The sequence below is a fragment of the Waterburya agarophytonicola KI4 genome (genome assembly GCF_020640915.1).
GTDB lineage: Bacteria > Cyanobacteriota > Cyanobacteriia > Cyanobacteriales > Xenococcaceae > Waterburya > Waterburya agarophytonicola.
On record NZ_JADWDC010000085.1, the window covers coordinates 1 to 16,819 of the forward strand.

Sequence of the window (16,819 nt, forward strand, 5' to 3'; positions counted from 1 at the left end):
GATTAGATTATGGCTCTTGGAAAAAAAGCGCAAGTTATGACCGTGCGAAGTATAATCACAGTTAATTGTTTCTGGATAATCATATACAAAATAGTCGTAGTAAAGTTTAGGAATACTAACTGGTACATCTACGACTCTAAATGAATTGTTTTTTACTTTCGCATCTTCATGATTATTAGCACGGGATACGATTCTAATTTGATTGCATTTACCATTAGAGATAATGTCTTCATGTCTTAGTCCCAATGCTTCACCGATTCTAATTCCACTTTCATAGAGCAAAGAAACTAATAATTTATCTCGGCGATTATTACAGGCATTAATTAATGTTTTAACTTGTTCAGTTGTTAAACAACCAGGAAATGTTTTAGGTTCTTTTACTCTTAAAAATCTTCCTTCAAAGGGTTTAGATTTATTGATGTGATAAAGTAAATCTTTGAATTTACGGGCAGTAGGTGGTCTTTCAACTGTTGTATCAATTTCTGATTCTATATTGTCAAGACGTTGATGATAGTCAATAAACTGGCATACCGTACTCATTATGTTGTTGATAGTTGATTCCCTACGCTTTGCTGTTTGAGGGTCTATAGAGACAATTTTTGGGTCGTATTCAGGACGACGTAGCCAGTGAATAAACTCTGATAATTGCTCTAAAGTGATTGAATTCCAGGCTATACAGTATCTTTCCAAATACTCCCAATAAAGCTTCAGGTTATGGGCATAAGTTCTTAGTGTCTTAGAGGAACGATTCAAACTAGCTAAATAGCTTATGTAGTTTTGTATGGGCTTAATAGGTTTATAGTTGCGATCTAAAACGAACCAGACTATTTCACCACTACTGGATAATTTCCCTTTCTGCACCTTCATTTGTGGCTGTTGTTTGTTGTTGTTGTTGTTTGATAATTATTTGTCCACATCAAAGGAAAAACAAGTGTTAAGCTGTTCGTCGTGCTTGTTGTTGTTATTTGTTGTTGTTGTCAAGAAAATGAGCGAAGGTCAATTGTCATTGTGGTAGCTATTGCTAGCTTTTTCTTAGTAACCATTGCATAATGTTATGGTTATATTTTTTGGTGACGGTGTGAATGGTAAAGACTAAATTAGCTGCTGAAGAAAAGGTTACAGTGCAAGAAGCTGCTCAAATTTTAGATGTCTCACCTGACACTATACGCAGATGGGAAAAGAAAAAACTGATTAGAGCCAAACGTTCTGAAAACAACTATAGATTATTCGATATTGAGGAACTATGGCGCATTCAAAACAAGTATTTGGGGCTGGGAAATAACGTAGAGTTTAAAGTCCTTAAAAGCAAAAAAACTAAATTCAATGTCATAGAATTATTTTCTGGCTGTGGTGGCATGGCTTTGGGCTTTGAAAATGCTGGGTTAAAAACGAAGCTACTGGTAGAAATTGATAAAAGCAGCGTTAACACACTCAAAGAAAATCGACCTCGCTGGAAAGTCGAACATCAAGATATAGCTCAAGTTGATTTCACGCTTTATAACGGCAAAATAGACATTGTTGCGGGTGGACCTCCATGTCAAGCTTTTAGCTATGCAGGTCACAGTAGAGGTTTTGAGGATACTAGGGGAACTCTATTTTTTGAATTAGCCCGATGCGTAAAAGAAGTGCAGCCAAAAATAGCACTCGTCGAGAATGTTCGGGGTCTAATTCGGCATGATGAAGGAAGAACTTTATCTACCATGCTGCGAGCTTTGGAAGATATAGGATACAAACCTGTCTACAGATTACTCAGAGCGCAATTTTTAGATGTGCCACAAAAACGCGAAAGGGTAGTTATTGTAGCGATCAGAAATGATTTGGATATACCTGCATTATTCCCTAAAGAGAAAGACTATACTGTCTCTATTAGAGAAGCATTGAAAAACTGTCCTAAATCTGATGGTGCTGCTTATCCCAAGCGTAAAGGAGAAATTCTAAAGTTAGTTCCACCAGGAGGCTACTGGCGAGATCTGCCTATAGATGTTCAAAAAGAATACATGAAAAAAAGCTTTTACTTGGGTGGTGGCAAAACAGGAATGGCTAGGAGACTTTCATGGGATGAACCTTCGTTGACTCTTACCTGTAGTCCTGCTCAAAAACAGACTGAGCGATGTCACCCTGAAGAGACAAGACCACTAACAGTAAGAGAATACGCAAGGATTCAAAGTTTTCCCGATGATTGGCAATTTACAGGTTCAACTGCATCACAGTACAGACAAATAGGTAATGCTGTCCCTGTTAATTTGGCTTATCACATAGGAAAATGTTTAATAGCTATGTTGGAGAGAAAAATTGATTCGGAAAATATGATGATTGAAAAAACTAAGAAAGCAGAAAAAATTCAATTATCTTTACCACTGTAATGATTAAGATAGATCAAAAAAAATTAATTTTCTTCTTCGTCCAAAGGTAGTGATAATTGCACTTCTTCAGGTGATTGACTTTTCATAAACTCTAAAATTTTATCTTTGAGTTCATCCCCAACTTCTTTGAAAATTTCTAATAGCTCTGAAAACACATCTTCACCAGCAAATTCTTCCCATAATTTTTCTTGTACCAATAGCTCATTTTTCACATCACAAACACTAGAAGTCCAGCGAGAATACTCTTGGGGATAATATGGATTATAAGGTATACCAATACAGGTTTTGACATTTGCATTAGGATTTTGACTAAAACGTAATGCGCACCAACGAAGCATTTTTCTTCTGAGAGTTTTAAATTCTTTAAGATTAGGTTTAACAGTAGTTATATCTACATATAGTTCTTCACCATTTGGTTTAACCAAAAAAACATCAACACGCTTATCTTGATCTACATTTGCTGCTCCCGACTGGATACTACTCCTAATTAAAGTTATTTCACTCTGTTTATCAGGCGTTCTTTTTTTAGTTTCTATTTCCGAGCAAATCTTATTTATTAAAGCTTCAGTTTTAGCATCTATCTGACCAAATAAGTCATACTGTGTCTCAACCTTATAACCAGCAGCTTCAGCTAATATTTTAGCAATTTGCTCATACAAAGACATTCCAAAAGTAGTGTATAAAGACTGAACTACAGATGCAATTAATACTGTTTCTTTATCAAAGATTGCTTCAAAAAAAGGCTTATAATCTGATTCAGCAGTGTACTTTTCTAACTTTGAGTCAATAACATTAGTTATTAGTTCTTTAATCTGAAGCCTAGTAGTTGCGTCCACAGTTTAGTTTTATAGATTTCACAATTTTGTTTGTAACCGTAAACTCATGAGATGTCGAGAGTTTAGTATATTTGACAAAGTGGCATGCACAGCTATTTGAGGTAGATCTAGCAGTAGACATACTTTTCCCTAAACAGGCAAATAGATTGATGTAACCTTTCTACAAAAATTATTTTTATGTACCATATAGGATACAGTTAAGAGACGAGCGACCCCGCGTCGCCGTTATCCGAAGGTGTATCCTTTAGGACGCCGTCAGGCGCATTCCGCGCCTTTGGGAAGTTAGGAGTAAGATTACTGGGGGCAATCGGGGCGCGGGTCATCTTTTATATCAGTAATGGCGAGATGATTTTGCTACATGGGTTTATCAAAAAGTCCCAGAAGACACCAAAAAAAGAGATTGAGTTAGCTGCTCATAGTCAAAAAGAACATCAAAAATATGAACGATAATCCTTACACTGGCTCTAGCTTCGATGATTTTCTCTCTGAAGAGGGGCTGTACGAAGAGGGGCTGTACGAAGAATGTAGCGCGATGCCTTCGGCTAGCTACGCAATCGCTATTAAGCGAGTTATTGCCCGTCAGCTAGAGGAAGAGATGAAACGGCAGAATCTAACTAAAACTGAAATGGCGAAGCAGATGCAGACCTCTAGGGCGCAGTTAGATCGATTGCTCGACCCAGAAAAAACGGGAGTGAGTATTGAGACTATTACTAGGGCAGCATCGGTAGTGGGTCGTCAACTACGAATCGAACTGGTTTGAGGTCAAAATGAAGACTAATTATCTTACCCGCCCAGTTTCAGCGTTTGAAAACGTCCATTATTACTATCTTATTTTATGCCTGATGTAAACAGTTCAATTACGCTATTAGAGGCATCTTTAGCCAAACCCATCGGCGCATCTTTTAATATCGACGAAGTACCCGATGTTATTGCCCAACTCTTAGCAGACAAGCGATCGCCCAATACTAGAAAGGCATACATGAAAGATATCACTGATTTTTTTGATGTGGTAGCTAAAAGAGAACCCAGTCGAGATTTAGTTTTAGAATTTTTGCATTTAGAGCAGTCTCAAGCGGTGCAGTTGGTACTCAGCTATAAAGCGAAATTATTCGAGAAGGGACTTAAGGAAGCGACTGTAAACCGCCGTCTGGCTGCGATTAAGTCTTTGACGGCAATGGGGCGTAAGATTGGCGTGTGTAACTACACCCTAGAGGATGTTAAGGGGGAGAAAACCAAAGCCTATCGCGATACAACAGGAGTCTCCAAGGAAACTTTTACTAAGGTACTTCTGATTCCCGATGCCCTTAAAGAAGCTGTTTACTCCCAACGTTCCAGACTCAAAGCAGTCAGAGATTATGCCCTGTTGCGGTTGTTGTGGGGTAATGCTCTGCGTCGGGGGGAAATTTCCCTGACTAACATCAATGATTTTGACCCAGAAAATAATACCCTATCCATTTTGGGCAAAGGCAGGGGAACGGAAAGGGAGGTAGTTAGTTTAAGTCCTAAAACAGTTTGCGCGATCGAGCAATGGTTAGAAGTTAGGGGAACTGCTGACAGGTTAGCCCCCTTATTTATTGCGATCGACAATGCCAGTTACGGGCATCGCTTGAGCGGTAATGGCATATATAGCGTAGTCGATAAACTGTGTAAGAAGGCTGGTGTATCCAAGAAGATGTCACCCCATAGAATACGTCATAGCTCGATTACGGCTGCCCTAGATGCCACTGATGGCAATATTCGTAAGGTACAGAAGCTATCGCGCCACGCCAATATTAATACCCTGATGACTTACGACGACAATCGAACCAATCACCAAGAGGAAGTAACTAACATTTTAGACGATCTAGTTTAGGAAAGGCGATGCATGGCTTTGGCTGACTTATTGTGCTGACTTATTGTTTCTTTTGATCTATAAACACTTTTTTCCAATATGTAGCTATCCATCTCATGACTACTCTTCAATATGGTGTTCTTTAATTCTCTGGTAGCCCTTTGTCTTTCATCTGAAGATGACTGTGTTCTAGCAACTGTTGAAGCAGCTATTTTGACGTTGTTGCTATAGCTTTCAAGTCCTCTAGTTTGGGTTCTCATTTTTAAAATAGTTGTTTTTATATATCGTCGATCAAAATACCTCTCAAGGCTATCACGTTGGATATTGTGTCGGCTACATGATTAAGAATTAAACAATTAAATTTATTGAACCGATTCGGTTTATTGCTAGTCACAACCAAAACTCCGTAAGGTTTTTCCTGTTCGGCATTTAGGCTTATTGGAATTGAGGCAAAAGACTTATATGCTTCTCTATCGTAGTCTCTCGCTAATCGCGGAGGAGGTGACATTAAGTTTGCAACAGCCAATTCCGTTGCATCCCCCGTTATCTTAGCTACTCCATCTATAAAAGCTCTTCCAATATGACCTTGCCCTGGTTTCCATTTTCTAGGCTCACCTGTTGACGGATGATTTTCGTGTTTTTTCAGCCATATACTTTCTAACAAGTCGTCATTTTGTCTATATAAATAAACTGAAAAACTCCACAGGTCTTCAGAGTTAAAATCAAATATTTGTTCTCGTATATCAACAATAAATGAGACAGTAATATCTATAAAATCTTGTAATCCTTCCTCGTTACTCTCGTTACGAACAAAATCACTTTCTAAAACTCTAAAGGCTTGAATTGTATTATGTAAAATATTTAAATACCTTATGTCTTTTTCAAGTTCTTGTTTATTTTTATTTAAAATATTATTTTGTTTTTCCAACTCTTCTGCTAAGAAATATGCTTCTATAGCTAAGTTTTCATCATTGAAGCCGTAAGCTATTCCTATTAGAACTTGAAATATTCCCAATCCAATTAGCAAAAGCCAAAAAAGCGTTTTGGTATCTTCATTAAAATCACCTTTAGAACCTACTAATATGGCAATTAAAAAGGGAAGAACGAAAGTTGTTGATAAAGAAGCATATTGTTTTATTCGTCTAACACTTTTCGCTTCTTTTTTTGCTATCTTTCTAATGTCCTGCATCAATAATAAAAATAAAAAATGTAAGCTGACGAAAATAACTTTTGTATTTAACCGTACAATTATAGTCAAATAATATTGATTTTTTTCGCTCGCCCTTTTCATTAAGACAAAATCAGAACAGAATGGGTATAAAACTCATGCCTAAGATGCCCGACTGCTCTCACTGCCTACTTTATGCTTGTAATCCTTATCTAGTCTGTACCGTTTATCCTGAAGGTGTGGAAGATAGTAGCTGTATTGGGGTTGAGCCGAGATACGGCGCGAAATAGTGCAAAATAAGGTTTAAAGCTTTACACTGCATCAGTTTCAGCTTTAGAGGGGGATTGAGTAGCAAGTGTACAGATTCTTACTCTAAGGCTGAAACCCTTTTCCTGTAAGTATTTCAAGAACCCTTTTTTTGATACACCTTGCTGTACCATCTAAGCCTTAGTCTATTTGGTACAGAAACCACCAACGAGTTTTCAATGGTTTGAGGGTACTAATTTTCAGTAGGTTTAATTGGTACACGGCGTAAATATAGGGTTTGTGCGATATGAGGCAGCCTGTATCTAGAATGTATATAGTGCAGTGGATGCAGCGATTTGATTTTTATATTTAAGCGATCGCTTAAATATAAGTTACATAAATGTTTTTCGGGCATCGCACCTATCTTAAAAAACTTTGCCTAAAAAAGAAGTTGAGACACATCAAAATACCTATGCCAAAGCATTATAATGCTGTATTTAATTTTAAAAACATTGCCTAAAATGAGCCTAACTAGGCAATGTTTACATAAGTAATTTGGATCAAAAATAGCTTTAAATAAGGTTGACAAATTAAATTTTACGTTGACTGCCTCATATCGGGAGAACCCTATATTTACGCCTACACTCAATTTTTTCTCTTAGCGTAACTTTCTGCACGGTTGATACTCGACCCCCATAATGTCAAGTATCAAAAAATTTATAGAAATGGCAAATTACTAGAAATGTTAAAGTCAACATATTTTGGTCAAGCAGAAACCTGTCCTAAGTGTAAATCGGAATATCTGCCTGAAATAGATATTTTTGGCGCAATCATAGACCAATATTGTAGTAACTGTCACTGGGACGGGATAAAAACGAATTGACTAAAAGGAACTGACTACATTTAAATGTAGTCAGTTCTTTTTGAATTAATTACAAGTTATTTTTTTATCTCTAGAATATGTTGATTGACGATCGACATTTACAGGAAAGGATTGTAGGTGAACGGACATGGTTTTTTGAGTGGAATCATAATTATATAAATTGTGTTCAATCGGAAAATCCAAAACTATCATTTCTCCTGATTCAATAATTTTTCTAGGAACTGGCTGATCACTACACTTCCTCTCGTGAGCTAAAGCACCTTGATAGACGTAAATTGCATCATAAAAATTTGGGTGATCGTGAAAAGTAGTACATTGTCCAATATCCCAAACAACAAACGATATTTGTAAATTATCAATTATCTTTTGATAATGATTGGGTGTTTGAGAATCAAATGAACGAAATAATCGCAAATCTTGCCAATTAATTAAACTGAAAATACATTTGCTTAATGCTGAAAATTGATTGAAAACTAGATATTCAATCAAAAATATATTGATAGATAAAAGGAGCAAGCAATTAGTTTTATTTGATGTTGGTCTGAAAAGCTTGAAAATATTAGAAGTCCCTAAAGCCTCGATTAAAATCTGGTCGTAACATTTCTCTACTTCAAGTTTGAAATTCAAGTAAGTTTGCTGGTGTTTAGCGAACTTACTTGAACTGTCAACAATACCTAATTTCAAGACAAAGAACCTGTCTATTTCTTGTAAAGCCCAATTTAAATTACTGTCATAGCAAGCTTTTTCGGTAATAGATAATAACTGTTTCTTTTCGGAGTCGCTGATTATCCATGAATTAGAAATCTTTAAATAGTCAAGCAATACATTATGAGAGTCAATCCTAATATCATTTTTCTCACATTTATCTAACAATGCTTTCCAGTAAGAATAAATAACTTCTTGCTTTAATATATTTCTATCTTCAAAAGAATAAATTTCCTTTTCAAAATAGCAAAAAGAACTATTAACTTCCTGAGAACGAGCTAAGTCTTTGACGATATTAACGATCAAATGTCTAAATAATGGTGCGTAGTTATCAGGAGGTATTGACCTATTTAAATGATATAGAACATTACTGCAAAGCGAGTGAATCACCTGGGGTAAACATTCTACCCAATCTAAATTAGACTGCTTTAAAACTCGCTGAATCAAAGGAAAAAACTCAAAATAAAAATATTTCTCATCATTTAGCACCTCTAAAAAACTCTGGCTATATTCTAAAGTATTAAAAGGAATAACTATGTCGCTTTCCTCCCATTCTAAAAGCTTCTCAAATGAATCAAACTCGATCGCAATTGCATCCCATGTAGAAAAATAGCTTACGTGAATGCTATCTCTATTTAAATCAACACTCTCATGGTAAGATTGCTCGATTTTCTCGATTTTTTCGCACTTGGCAGCATAATCTTCCGTATAAAGAGTATTAAGCTTTCTCTTTAGGCAAATGTATCTGTTCTCACCCAATTCTGGATCAAGCTTGAATTTCGAGTAAATACTTTCTAGGAAAACATTGAATAACTTGTTATTGATTTCTAAAGCTTGACAAACAGCAGTAGCAGAAATTTCAGCCACTATATATAAATAGAAAATCTCTTGCTCTGGCTCAAATAAATCATTGCTATAAGCAACTTGTTGCCAAAAAATATCTAGTTTTCCCTTGGAGAATAAGCAATCTGTAGTATTTCCTTGTAACATTATACAAACCTCTTGAAATTTGAGTACAGCCAAAAATCATAAATTTTATGATTTTTTGTAATAGACTTATTTAGTAGGAGTTGATAAACAAAAATAATAAAAATATTTCTCAATTTAGTTAGTTATTTTTCCATCATCCTCCTCCTGCACTTGCGTAATTTTCGCTACTATTCTTTGGTAATGTATGTCGTTACTAGAAGAGGAAGAGTCGTAGTTGCAGCTACTTGAAAGAGAATCAATACAGCACTGAGTCATCTCTTGTAACTCTGATATAGTAAGAGTTATGTCTCTCTTTTCGTAGATGTCTAAAATACTTGAAGAAGTAAAATTTCTAATATCTTGCTGTAAATTTTGCCAGTCAGCATAAGGTAGTTGTGAAGACGAACATAGATTATCTTTTACTAAATCGCTTAGGTTTTCTCCCACCTCTTTGACAACACGATCCTTCAACTTTTCTTTTTGATAATCCGCAAGTAAATTCTCTTTAAACACTGCCGAGTCAGATTTTATTGCAGCTAATAATCTATCCTTTCGGTGCTCCCCAGAATTTTTTGGAATAAAATATTTGTCGTATATTTTGCTCAACATCTTGTAGATATTAGCTTCAGATTTAAACTTGCCAGTACGAGAAAGCTGATAAACTGTCATACCTTCTGTTGCTAGTTCCAACAATAATAAAATCTCTTTGAAAGTTAAATTCCGTTTTTCTCCCGAATCTTGTACTAAAGGCGCACCAATAATTTCTCCAAAAAAGAAATTGTTGTTGTCTGTATGATCAGTCATTACTTGCTCCTCCTTGAGTTTTTATATGAATTTGTTCAGAATTTTTAAACCATAAATATTCACTTATAAATAAATAAGAGCAGCAAGATTATAAAAAATTGAAATATAAAAATGACAATATATATCTTCTGATTACAAACTAACGTAAACGAAGATATTCAAGCAAATATTCTTTCTGAATTTTCTGAATAATATTGCTCTAATCAAGGCAAGCTGAAGTCCAAACCTTAATTGAGCAAAATATTCACCATTTCGGAATTTCGCCAATTCAAAAATTCACCAAGCCGAAAAGATGGAAATCTGAAAATTTAACAATTTGCCAATGCGCATTGGCAGTAAGTGACTATACACTTAGATGTCTGCAAACTTCGAGGTATGAAAATTGTTGATTACTGTTGCTGGATTCAAAGGGGGAATCGGCAAGACTACTACTGCTGTTCACCTCGCCTGTTATCTCTCTGGGTTAGGAAAAACTCTATTAGTTGATGGCGACCCTAACCGCAGTGCTACGGGCTGGAGCAAACGAGGAGAGGGTAATAGTTTTCCTTTTAAAGTGGTGGACTTGATGCAAGCTGCTTTATATAGTCCCAAGTACGAACATATTGTTATTGATACTGCTGCCCGTCCCGACCAAAATGAATTAGAAGCTTTAGCTGACGGTTGCGATCTTCTAGTCCTGCCTACTACTCCCGATGCTTTAGCGGTTGATGCTCTACTGCAAACGGTGGATTTACTTCAATCATTAGAAAGCGATCGCTATCGAATTTTATTAACGATGGTTCACCCCAAACCTGTGAAGATGGCAGAACAAGCTAGAGAAGCATTATCGGAAGTCCCTTTATTTGATACAGAGATTCGACGGTTGATTGCCTACGAAAAAGCGGCACTAATGGGCGTACCCGTCTACGAAGTCAAAGATCGCAAAGCAAAGATCGCCTGGAATGATTACGAGCAAGTTGGTAAGGAGATAATGTCATGAGTGATTCAGCCAATATGTTCAAAAAGCTGGCTCAGAATCGTCAGAAATCTACTCCAGCTAAACCCGAAACAGAAATCGAGTCAGAAATTAAATCTGTTCCTGAATCTAAACCACCAAAGAAAACCAAATCTAAAGCTCAGGCAAAAACACCAGCTAAAAAGACTACTCCCAAATCAACCCCAGAAGAGAAACCAACCGAAGTAGCGATCGCGAAGCCAGTCAAAGACATCGCTCCTGAAGAACCAACCAAAAAAAGAGGTAGACCAGCTACGGGCAAACGCAGCGACCCTGACTGGATTGGTAGAACTTACTACATCCGTAAAGAGACTGACTTTGATATTGAAGATGAACTGGTTAAGCTCAAACGGGCGGGCATTAATTTAGATAAATCCGAATTGGTGGATTTTCTCCTTGACGCATGGGTGAAATGGCGAAATGGCGAAAATATAAGTATTCAGATATCCGAAATTTCGCCAAGGCGAAAAGATGAAAAGGCGTAATTCATGTTAGAAACTCTCTAAAACTACGAGTCAGTAAAAGCTGTAAAATAACCTTGTATATCAGTACCTAACCTTTGGTGAATGAGTTTTTTCTTCGCTTCAGATCCTGAGTTCGATCGAGATGATTTGCTGAATCTACCCTCAACCTGGTTTAAACCCAAAATCACGTTAGATCAAATACGCGCCAGATTTAGCAAGGCGGAAGATGAAATTCGCATCGCCTCTGGCTTTTTCACTATCAAAGGTTATGGCTTAATCAGACGATATATTCAAGTCGGCGTTTGTATAGCAACGGAGAAATTTTGGTCGCTAAGGAAAATCAAAGCTCTGAAACCCTTGCATATAAAGGAGTTCAATTTTGGAAGTCAAATTTACTGGCGATCGCTTCTTAAAAAAATAATTGTTCTTCAGAAAGTGTCCCACTTTTAAACTTAAGTGGGACACTTTGAGTGCCAAAATCGTCTCGAACACTCTTGTTCGCGTTGAGAGGTCAGACAATGCCAGACATCAAAAGTGGGACAGTTCCACAATCGCGGAGAATCTTGTGGCTAGTGACTTGCACATTTATGAATAAGATACAATTTTCACTTTGAGAATATAATGTCAACAATCTTGCTATTAAAGAGATTTACAATATTGAGTATATTTGGAGAAAATCAGATAGAAGCTTAATATAGGAGCGGAAACTTTAATTGCACAGATAAAAAAGATGAATCTGAACTTGGAGGTTCAAAGCTTTTGGATATTTGCTCAATTCATATCTGAAAAACCCAAACTTTTTTGAATGGAAAAAGACTTACTAAATGCTTTCTTTAATACTAGTTGTTAGCTTTTTATTAGTTGTCGTATTTTTTCGGGTATTTGTGCAGTATCGTCGTACGGGTGATTTTGGCGTAAGGTTTGCAAAAATTGGGACACCATTGATCGAGATACTGCCTGGCACGGTCTTTGTTTTGACATTTATCTTAGCAGTCGCATTCGTTATTTTCGGTTATCTCGGGAAAATACAAAAAACGGTTAATTTACCAATAGCTGCCCAGTACATCGGGCTTTTAGTTGGTTTAACTGGTATCTCTGTAACGGTAATTTCTCAGTTCCAGATGGGAGACTCTTGGAGAATTGGAGTAGATCAAAAAGAGAACACCACGCTTATCACTCATGGGTTATATTCAAAGTCTCGAAATCCAATTTACTTTGGGATATTTCTGTTTTGGATCGGATTGAGTATCACCTTTCCAAATGAATTGCTTTGGATATGCGCTTTAATTTGTTGGGGGTGCATTGAGTTGATCGTTCGTAAGAACGAAGAACCTTATTTGAAAGAGCTACACGGTCAGGTGTTTGAAGACTATTTTGCTCGAACCAATCGGTATCTAATTCTTTAGTTCATGATCTGTATCGTCATGCCGATATACAAATGCCATCTATTTTGTAGCTTACAGCTGACAGATAATTCACTCAGACCAATTTTTGCCCTTATTTTTCCTTACCGACCAAAATTGTTCCGTTGCTATACAAAGGCGGATCCGAGCCAAGGTACTACCGCTAAGGCAGACGCACGCTATCCTAGCGTTGAGTTTGTGTTGGCGAAAATGCCAGCTCTTACTCAGATATGTTTTGGGGTGATTGGAAGGAAAGGCAACCTCGGCGGGAGATCCGCCGATAAATAAAAAGACTAGCGGATCTCCCGCAGAACCAGCTTCGGTCATCAGAAGATACTGCAACCACCAAACTGTGGGTCTACAAACCTAGTCTTCTGAGACTCAGAAAATTTCTACCCTAGAGATAGAAAATTGCTGTCACCGATAGTAGTGGAATTAAAAATCTGATTCAAATCTAGGAATTATCAGCAACGAAAACAACAACTTACCCAGTAACACATCAGCACAGGTCTGTTATCTTGTGTCATTTCAACAACATAGCGGTTAATAAAGTAGCAGACAATAACAGCAATGTTATGGCAGTAACAGGAATGTACAGACCTGTTACAGTTTGATAAAGCCCTGAGTTTTAAGCTGTTCGATATATTCATCAATCGCAGGATGGAGAATCGACCTAGCTATTTTTTGTTGGGGTATACCGCTTTTTTCAGACAGATATTTGAGCTTGAGTAGGTACTCTTCAGGCGTAACCGTTCACTCCCCCCCTAAATTTGCGCTCATCAAAATTATCCACCCAAGATAAAAAAAGGGTCGATAAAACGGGCGTTTGATAACAATTAATATTTTAAATCGCCATACTCGCAATTGCAGGCGGACTTAGACCTTGGCGAGCTAATCTAATAACGTTAGCTATGTAAGTCCAAGGGTTAACTTGTCTTAAACGACAAGTTTCAATCACGCTTAACAAACAACTGTAAGCAGTACTACCTTCATTAGTTCTAGTGCCATGACTAATGCGACGAGCAATTACAGCATGGCGTAAAGCCCTTTCAGCTTCATTATTAGTTAAAGGTAAATCAGGATTATTGACCGCAGCTATCACCGCATCCCAATCATTGAGAATTTCTTTTGCCAAAGCTTTGAGTTTTGTATGCTTTACTCGTTTGCCTACATGACAAATTCCCTGAAGAGAACGGATAATTAGGTCCAATTCTGCTCTATTCTTGCCTGATTTAATAGCATAGATAAAATCTCTCAAATCCTCTAAGATTAAGCTTCCAATCCGTGCGGTTCTTGAATTAATTGATTCAGCAATCCCAATGGCTTTACGAATCAGATGCGCTAAACATCTTTGACGGCGTTCTCGATGGCGATAAGCACCATAACCATCGGTGATTAACCATCCGACGAAAGCCTCAGTAACTAAATGTTTGAATTCTTCTTTAGTTCGAGGAGCAATCCTAAATACTGCGGTTTGACTATTGATCGCAACCCATAACCAATACAGCCTACCTTTTTGATACCAAGGTGTCTCATCTATGTGAAGTATTTCGGCAACTTGTATTTGTGCCAATAATTCTTCGACTACTGGTTCACAAGCTATTCCCGCCTCTCTAACACAACGGTCGATAGTGCCAATGCTTAACTCTACACCCAACCAATCAAAGAGAAATTCTAAGATCTTAGCTCTACTTAATCGATAACGAATTCCCAGACTAGCGATTAAAGTCGCTAAACTGCTTCCTACTAATACATATTCCGTTAGTTTTAAATCACGAGTACGACCTTCTACCCTCGAAGTAATTCCTACTCCTGGTTTCGATTTTGTTTGATGCCCACAGTTGCAAGTAGCTTGATAGTAATGGTGTAGTTGGCAAACTATTTTCAATCCCTGATCTGTTTTTTCTAGTTCTAGAACTTGATGTCCCATATACGGTTTCGAGTTACTGATCTGGGATGATTGGTTACAAGCACTACACAGAGAAGGGTAATGGGGAATTATTTCATTTATCTTCAGTATTTGACTACGCCCAAATCCCTTAGAACCTTTCTGTTTTCCTGGCTTTCTCTTCGGTTTTGATTCTTTTTTTAGTTTCTCTTGAAAGCTACTTTTCTGATGTAACTTTTCTGAATTTTTGGGATTTTCAAATGGATTATCACTCGATGGTGGTTGAGAGCTATTACTCGAATCTGAGTTGATTTTATCCCATTGCTCGACTGCTAGAAGATGTAGATTATTTGCTACTTCTACCAATTTTTCCTTCTCTAAGGATTGGAAGTAATCCCGATTCATTTGAGCCAAATCTTCTTTACTTAGTCGAACCATAATTCATAGCTTACAGCAATTCACTATTCTCAAAATTATTTTGTTCAATTTACCGCTTTTCCGAAGGTGGGGGGAGTGAACGGTTACCTTCAGGCAGACCGAGCCGTAAGGATTTCATTTGCTCGGTGTTAATCCCCTCAGCTTCCCAAGGCAATGATTCGGCTGGTTTTTCTTTCTTACCCCTAGATACCTTGGTGTGGTTTTCTGCCTTGTTGATGAATGCTTCGACATTTTTCTCCTGGGCTGAAGGAGTTGGGGCATTAATGCTTAGTTTTTTCTTGGGTGCTTTATTCGCCATTGCCAAAAATCTCCTGATATAGATCTGTAATCTCCTGTTCTGCCTTGGGATCTGCGTCCTTAGAAGTAAATTCACAGACGGACAAGCCTCGTTTGGCAGCTTTCCTAAAAGACCCCCGTTCGCGCACGACAACGCTAGAGAAAGACAGGTTGCTCAATTCCTCTTCCAGTTCTAGGGCTTCAGCCGTTTCTGATACCTTGGGGTTGGTAGAAGCGCGATTGATAACTACCCGTGCCTCCAGGTTTTGATTGAAGATACTGGCATCGGCAATCAGCTTATCCATGACGCTCAACGTCCAGATATCGAACTGGGCAGCCTGGAGGGGGATGTAGATGCGATCGCAGACGGATAGAGCAGACCGTAGCTCGACGCTATCCCTCCCCCCAGCATCCACCAGGATGTGTTCGTACCTCTGGCTCAGGTCGAGGATGTCTTTGCGAATTTCACTGCCGAACTTTTGGACGGAGGCGACCCTGGCAAACTCCCCCTGGTCGGACTCGATGGAGTCCCGCATAGCAGCCCACTTACTAGCACTGCCTTGGGTATCCGTATCAACGAGCAGAATGTCTTTACCTTTACTGGCGAGAACTGCTGCCAAGTTGGTAGATAGGGTAGTTTTGCCAGTACCTCCTTTCTCTGCACCAATTACTAAAATCATGAGCGGTCTTTCCTTCAAACATTTTCAGCAGGAGTGGGGTAACAGAACTGTTACGTTCTGTCATAAGCGGTACACAAGATAACATTGATGTTCGGTAATGACCAGGAGTGTTACCACCTGTTCAATTCATAACACTTCTGCTCTTTTCTGTTATTGTCTGTTCACTTAATAACAAATCTGTTAAGAGGTGTTATTTTGACTAGGTGAATAGCGATCGCCAACCATCGAGCTAATCCTCACAAACTATCGAGCCTAGTCGCACCAAGCTGGAACTATTGACATCAAAAACCTATGGGTGGCTTGAACAAGAACTATGGGTGGCTTGAACAAGAACTATGGGTGGCTTGAACAAGAACGTTTTCAGCAAGTTGTTGATATATATAGCTTTTTGGCTATTTCAAAGCCTAGCTAAGTTCTTTTTAAGTTTTTTTAACTCTCTCTAATGCGCGCGCGAGGCGCGCGTAAGAAACGCTCACCTTCGGCTCGCTTTGATGATGAGGATTTTGAAAATAAATCTTCGAAGGGCACCCGTAGTCCTTGACAGCCTACTCGCCTTGTTCAACTGCTCATAACGCAGCCGACCCGACCAAACGACCGAGAGTGAGAAACTAACCAGGGGAGAGCGGGTCATCTGCTATTCGCTAAGTTTAACAAGGCTTCGCTTAACGGCTGTCAAGGATTCGCTTCGCCTACTGGAGATCTTGAAGAACGCAACCTCACCTCCCTGCACTCCCTCAAATGAGCAAACAAGGAAGATCGAGCCACTCGGCTCTAGGATTGATTGTAAGAGGTTGGATTGATTAGTTTGATGGGATGTATAGACCACCCCCTGAAATTCTCCTTAGATGCCAAATCTGGGCTTCTAAGAGCA

At 38.2% G+C, this 16,819-nt stretch carries 18 protein-coding genes; 9 read left to right on the top strand and 9 right to left on the bottom strand.

Annotated features, from left to right (window positions below; genetic code table 11):
* Positions 1-867 (bottom strand): site-specific integrase (locus I4641_RS21005; RefSeq protein WP_229642548.1); only part of this gene is annotated, 867 nt, incomplete at its 3' end.
* A gap of 215 nt (positions 868-1,082) precedes the next feature.
* Between I4641_RS21005 and dcm the strand changes: the two genes are divergently transcribed.
* A complete protein-coding gene (dcm, locus tag I4641_RS21010) occupies positions 1,083-2,363 on the top strand; it encodes a DNA (cytosine-5-)-methyltransferase (protein ID WP_229642549.1) in 1,281 nt (426 codons plus the stop codon).
* Between the two features lie 23 nt (positions 2,364-2,386).
* On the opposite strand, the gene I4641_RS21015 is transcribed toward dcm, so the two are convergent.
* Complete coding sequence (locus tag I4641_RS21015) at positions 2,387-3,199, bottom strand: TdeIII family type II restriction endonuclease (protein WP_229642550.1); 813 nt, start codon at positions 3,197-3,199, stop codon at positions 2,387-2,389.
* A gap of 345 nt (positions 3,200-3,544) precedes the next feature.
* Between I4641_RS21015 and I4641_RS21020 the strand changes: the two genes are divergently transcribed.
* The 3 genes from I4641_RS21020 (at position 3,545) to I4641_RS21030 (ending at position 5,051) form a co-directional block, all read left to right on the top strand.
* Positions 3,545-3,649, top strand: coding sequence for a type II toxin-antitoxin system RelE/ParE family toxin (locus I4641_RS21020; RefSeq protein ID WP_229642551.1), 105 nt, complete (start codon positions 3,545-3,547; stop codon positions 3,647-3,649).
* Positions 3,639-3,959: a helix-turn-helix domain-containing protein gene (locus tag I4641_RS21025; protein ID WP_229642552.1), complete on the top strand. Its 321-nt coding sequence runs from the start codon at positions 3,639-3,641 to the stop codon at positions 3,957-3,959. The genes I4641_RS21020 and I4641_RS21025 overlap by 11 nt, the downstream gene beginning before the upstream one ends.
* Positions 3,960-4,034: 75 nt before the next feature.
* Positions 4,035-5,051 (top strand): tyrosine-type recombinase/integrase, encoded by a 1,017-nt coding sequence (locus tag I4641_RS21030; RefSeq protein ID WP_229642553.1) that lies wholly within the window; start codon positions 4,035-4,037, stop codon positions 5,049-5,051.
* A gap of 256 nt (positions 5,052-5,307) precedes the next feature.
* On the opposite strand, the gene I4641_RS21035 is transcribed toward I4641_RS21030, so the two are convergent.
* On the bottom strand, positions 5,308-6,219 hold the full coding sequence (locus tag I4641_RS21035; RefSeq protein WP_229642554.1) for a GAF domain-containing protein: 912 nt from the start codon (positions 6,217-6,219) through the stop codon (positions 5,308-5,310).
* 122 nt (positions 6,220-6,341) lie between these two features.
* Here I4641_RS21035 and I4641_RS21040 point away from each other — a divergent pair, with 122 nt between their 5' ends.
* Complete coding sequence (locus I4641_RS21040) at positions 6,342-6,488, top strand: hypothetical protein (protein WP_229642555.1); 147 nt, start codon at positions 6,342-6,344, stop codon at positions 6,486-6,488.
* 884 nt (positions 6,489-7,372) lie between these two features.
* On the opposite strand, the gene I4641_RS21045 is transcribed toward I4641_RS21040, so the two are convergent.
* Complete coding sequence (locus I4641_RS21045; RefSeq protein ID WP_229642556.1) at positions 7,373-9,022, bottom strand: cupin domain-containing protein; 1,650 nt, start codon at positions 9,020-9,022, stop codon at positions 7,373-7,375.
* A 114-nt stretch (positions 9,023-9,136) separates the two neighbouring features.
* Positions 9,137-9,805, bottom strand: coding sequence for a hypothetical protein (locus I4641_RS21050; protein WP_229642557.1), 669 nt, complete (start codon positions 9,803-9,805; stop codon positions 9,137-9,139).
* A gap of 382 nt (positions 9,806-10,187) precedes the next feature.
* Between I4641_RS21050 and I4641_RS21055 the strand changes: the two genes are divergently transcribed.
* The 4 genes from I4641_RS21055 (at position 10,188) to I4641_RS21070 (ending at position 12,669) form a co-directional block, all read left to right on the top strand.
* Complete coding sequence (locus tag I4641_RS21055; RefSeq protein ID WP_229642558.1) at positions 10,188-10,784, top strand: ParA family protein; 597 nt, start codon at positions 10,188-10,190, stop codon at positions 10,782-10,784.
* Positions 10,781-11,284 carry a hypothetical protein gene (locus tag I4641_RS21060; protein ID WP_229642559.1) on the top strand — a complete coding sequence of 168 codons (504 nt, stop codon included), beginning with the start codon at positions 10,781-10,783 and terminating at the stop codon, positions 11,282-11,284. The genes I4641_RS21055 and I4641_RS21060 overlap by 4 nt, the downstream gene beginning before the upstream one ends.
* 81 nt (positions 11,285-11,365) lie before the next feature.
* Positions 11,366-11,713, top strand: coding sequence for a hypothetical protein (locus I4641_RS21065; protein ID WP_229642560.1), 348 nt, complete (start codon positions 11,366-11,368; stop codon positions 11,711-11,713).
* A gap of 374 nt (positions 11,714-12,087) precedes the next feature.
* Positions 12,088-12,669, top strand: a complete 582-nt coding sequence (locus I4641_RS21070; protein WP_229642561.1) for a methyltransferase family protein — start codon at positions 12,088-12,090, stop codon at positions 12,667-12,669.
* A gap of 69 nt (positions 12,670-12,738) precedes the next feature.
* Here the strand turns inward: I4641_RS21070 and I4641_RS21075 are convergent, their stop codons facing one another.
* The 4 genes from I4641_RS21075 to I4641_RS21090 all read right to left on the bottom strand — a co-directional run bounded on the left by I4641_RS21075 (position 12,739) and on the right by I4641_RS21090 (position 15,948).
* Positions 12,739-12,993 carry a hypothetical protein gene (locus tag I4641_RS21075; protein WP_229642562.1) on the bottom strand — a complete coding sequence of 85 codons (255 nt, stop codon included), beginning with the start codon at positions 12,991-12,993 and terminating at the stop codon, positions 12,739-12,741.
* Positions 12,994-13,510: 517 nt separating this feature from the next.
* Positions 13,511-14,992 (bottom strand): IS66 family transposase, encoded by a 1,482-nt coding sequence (gene tnpC / locus I4641_RS21080; RefSeq protein WP_229642563.1) that lies wholly within the window; start codon positions 14,990-14,992, stop codon positions 13,511-13,513.
* 49 nt (positions 14,993-15,041) lie between these two features.
* A complete protein-coding gene (locus tag I4641_RS21085) occupies positions 15,042-15,290 on the bottom strand; it encodes a hypothetical protein (protein ID WP_229642564.1) in 249 nt (82 codons plus the stop codon).
* Positions 15,280-15,948, bottom strand: coding sequence for a nucleotide-binding protein (locus I4641_RS21090; RefSeq protein WP_229642565.1), 669 nt, complete (start codon positions 15,946-15,948; stop codon positions 15,280-15,282). Before I4641_RS21090 ends, I4641_RS21085 begins: the two co-directional genes overlap by 11 nt.
* Between the last annotated feature and the right edge of the window lie 871 nt (positions 15,949-16,819).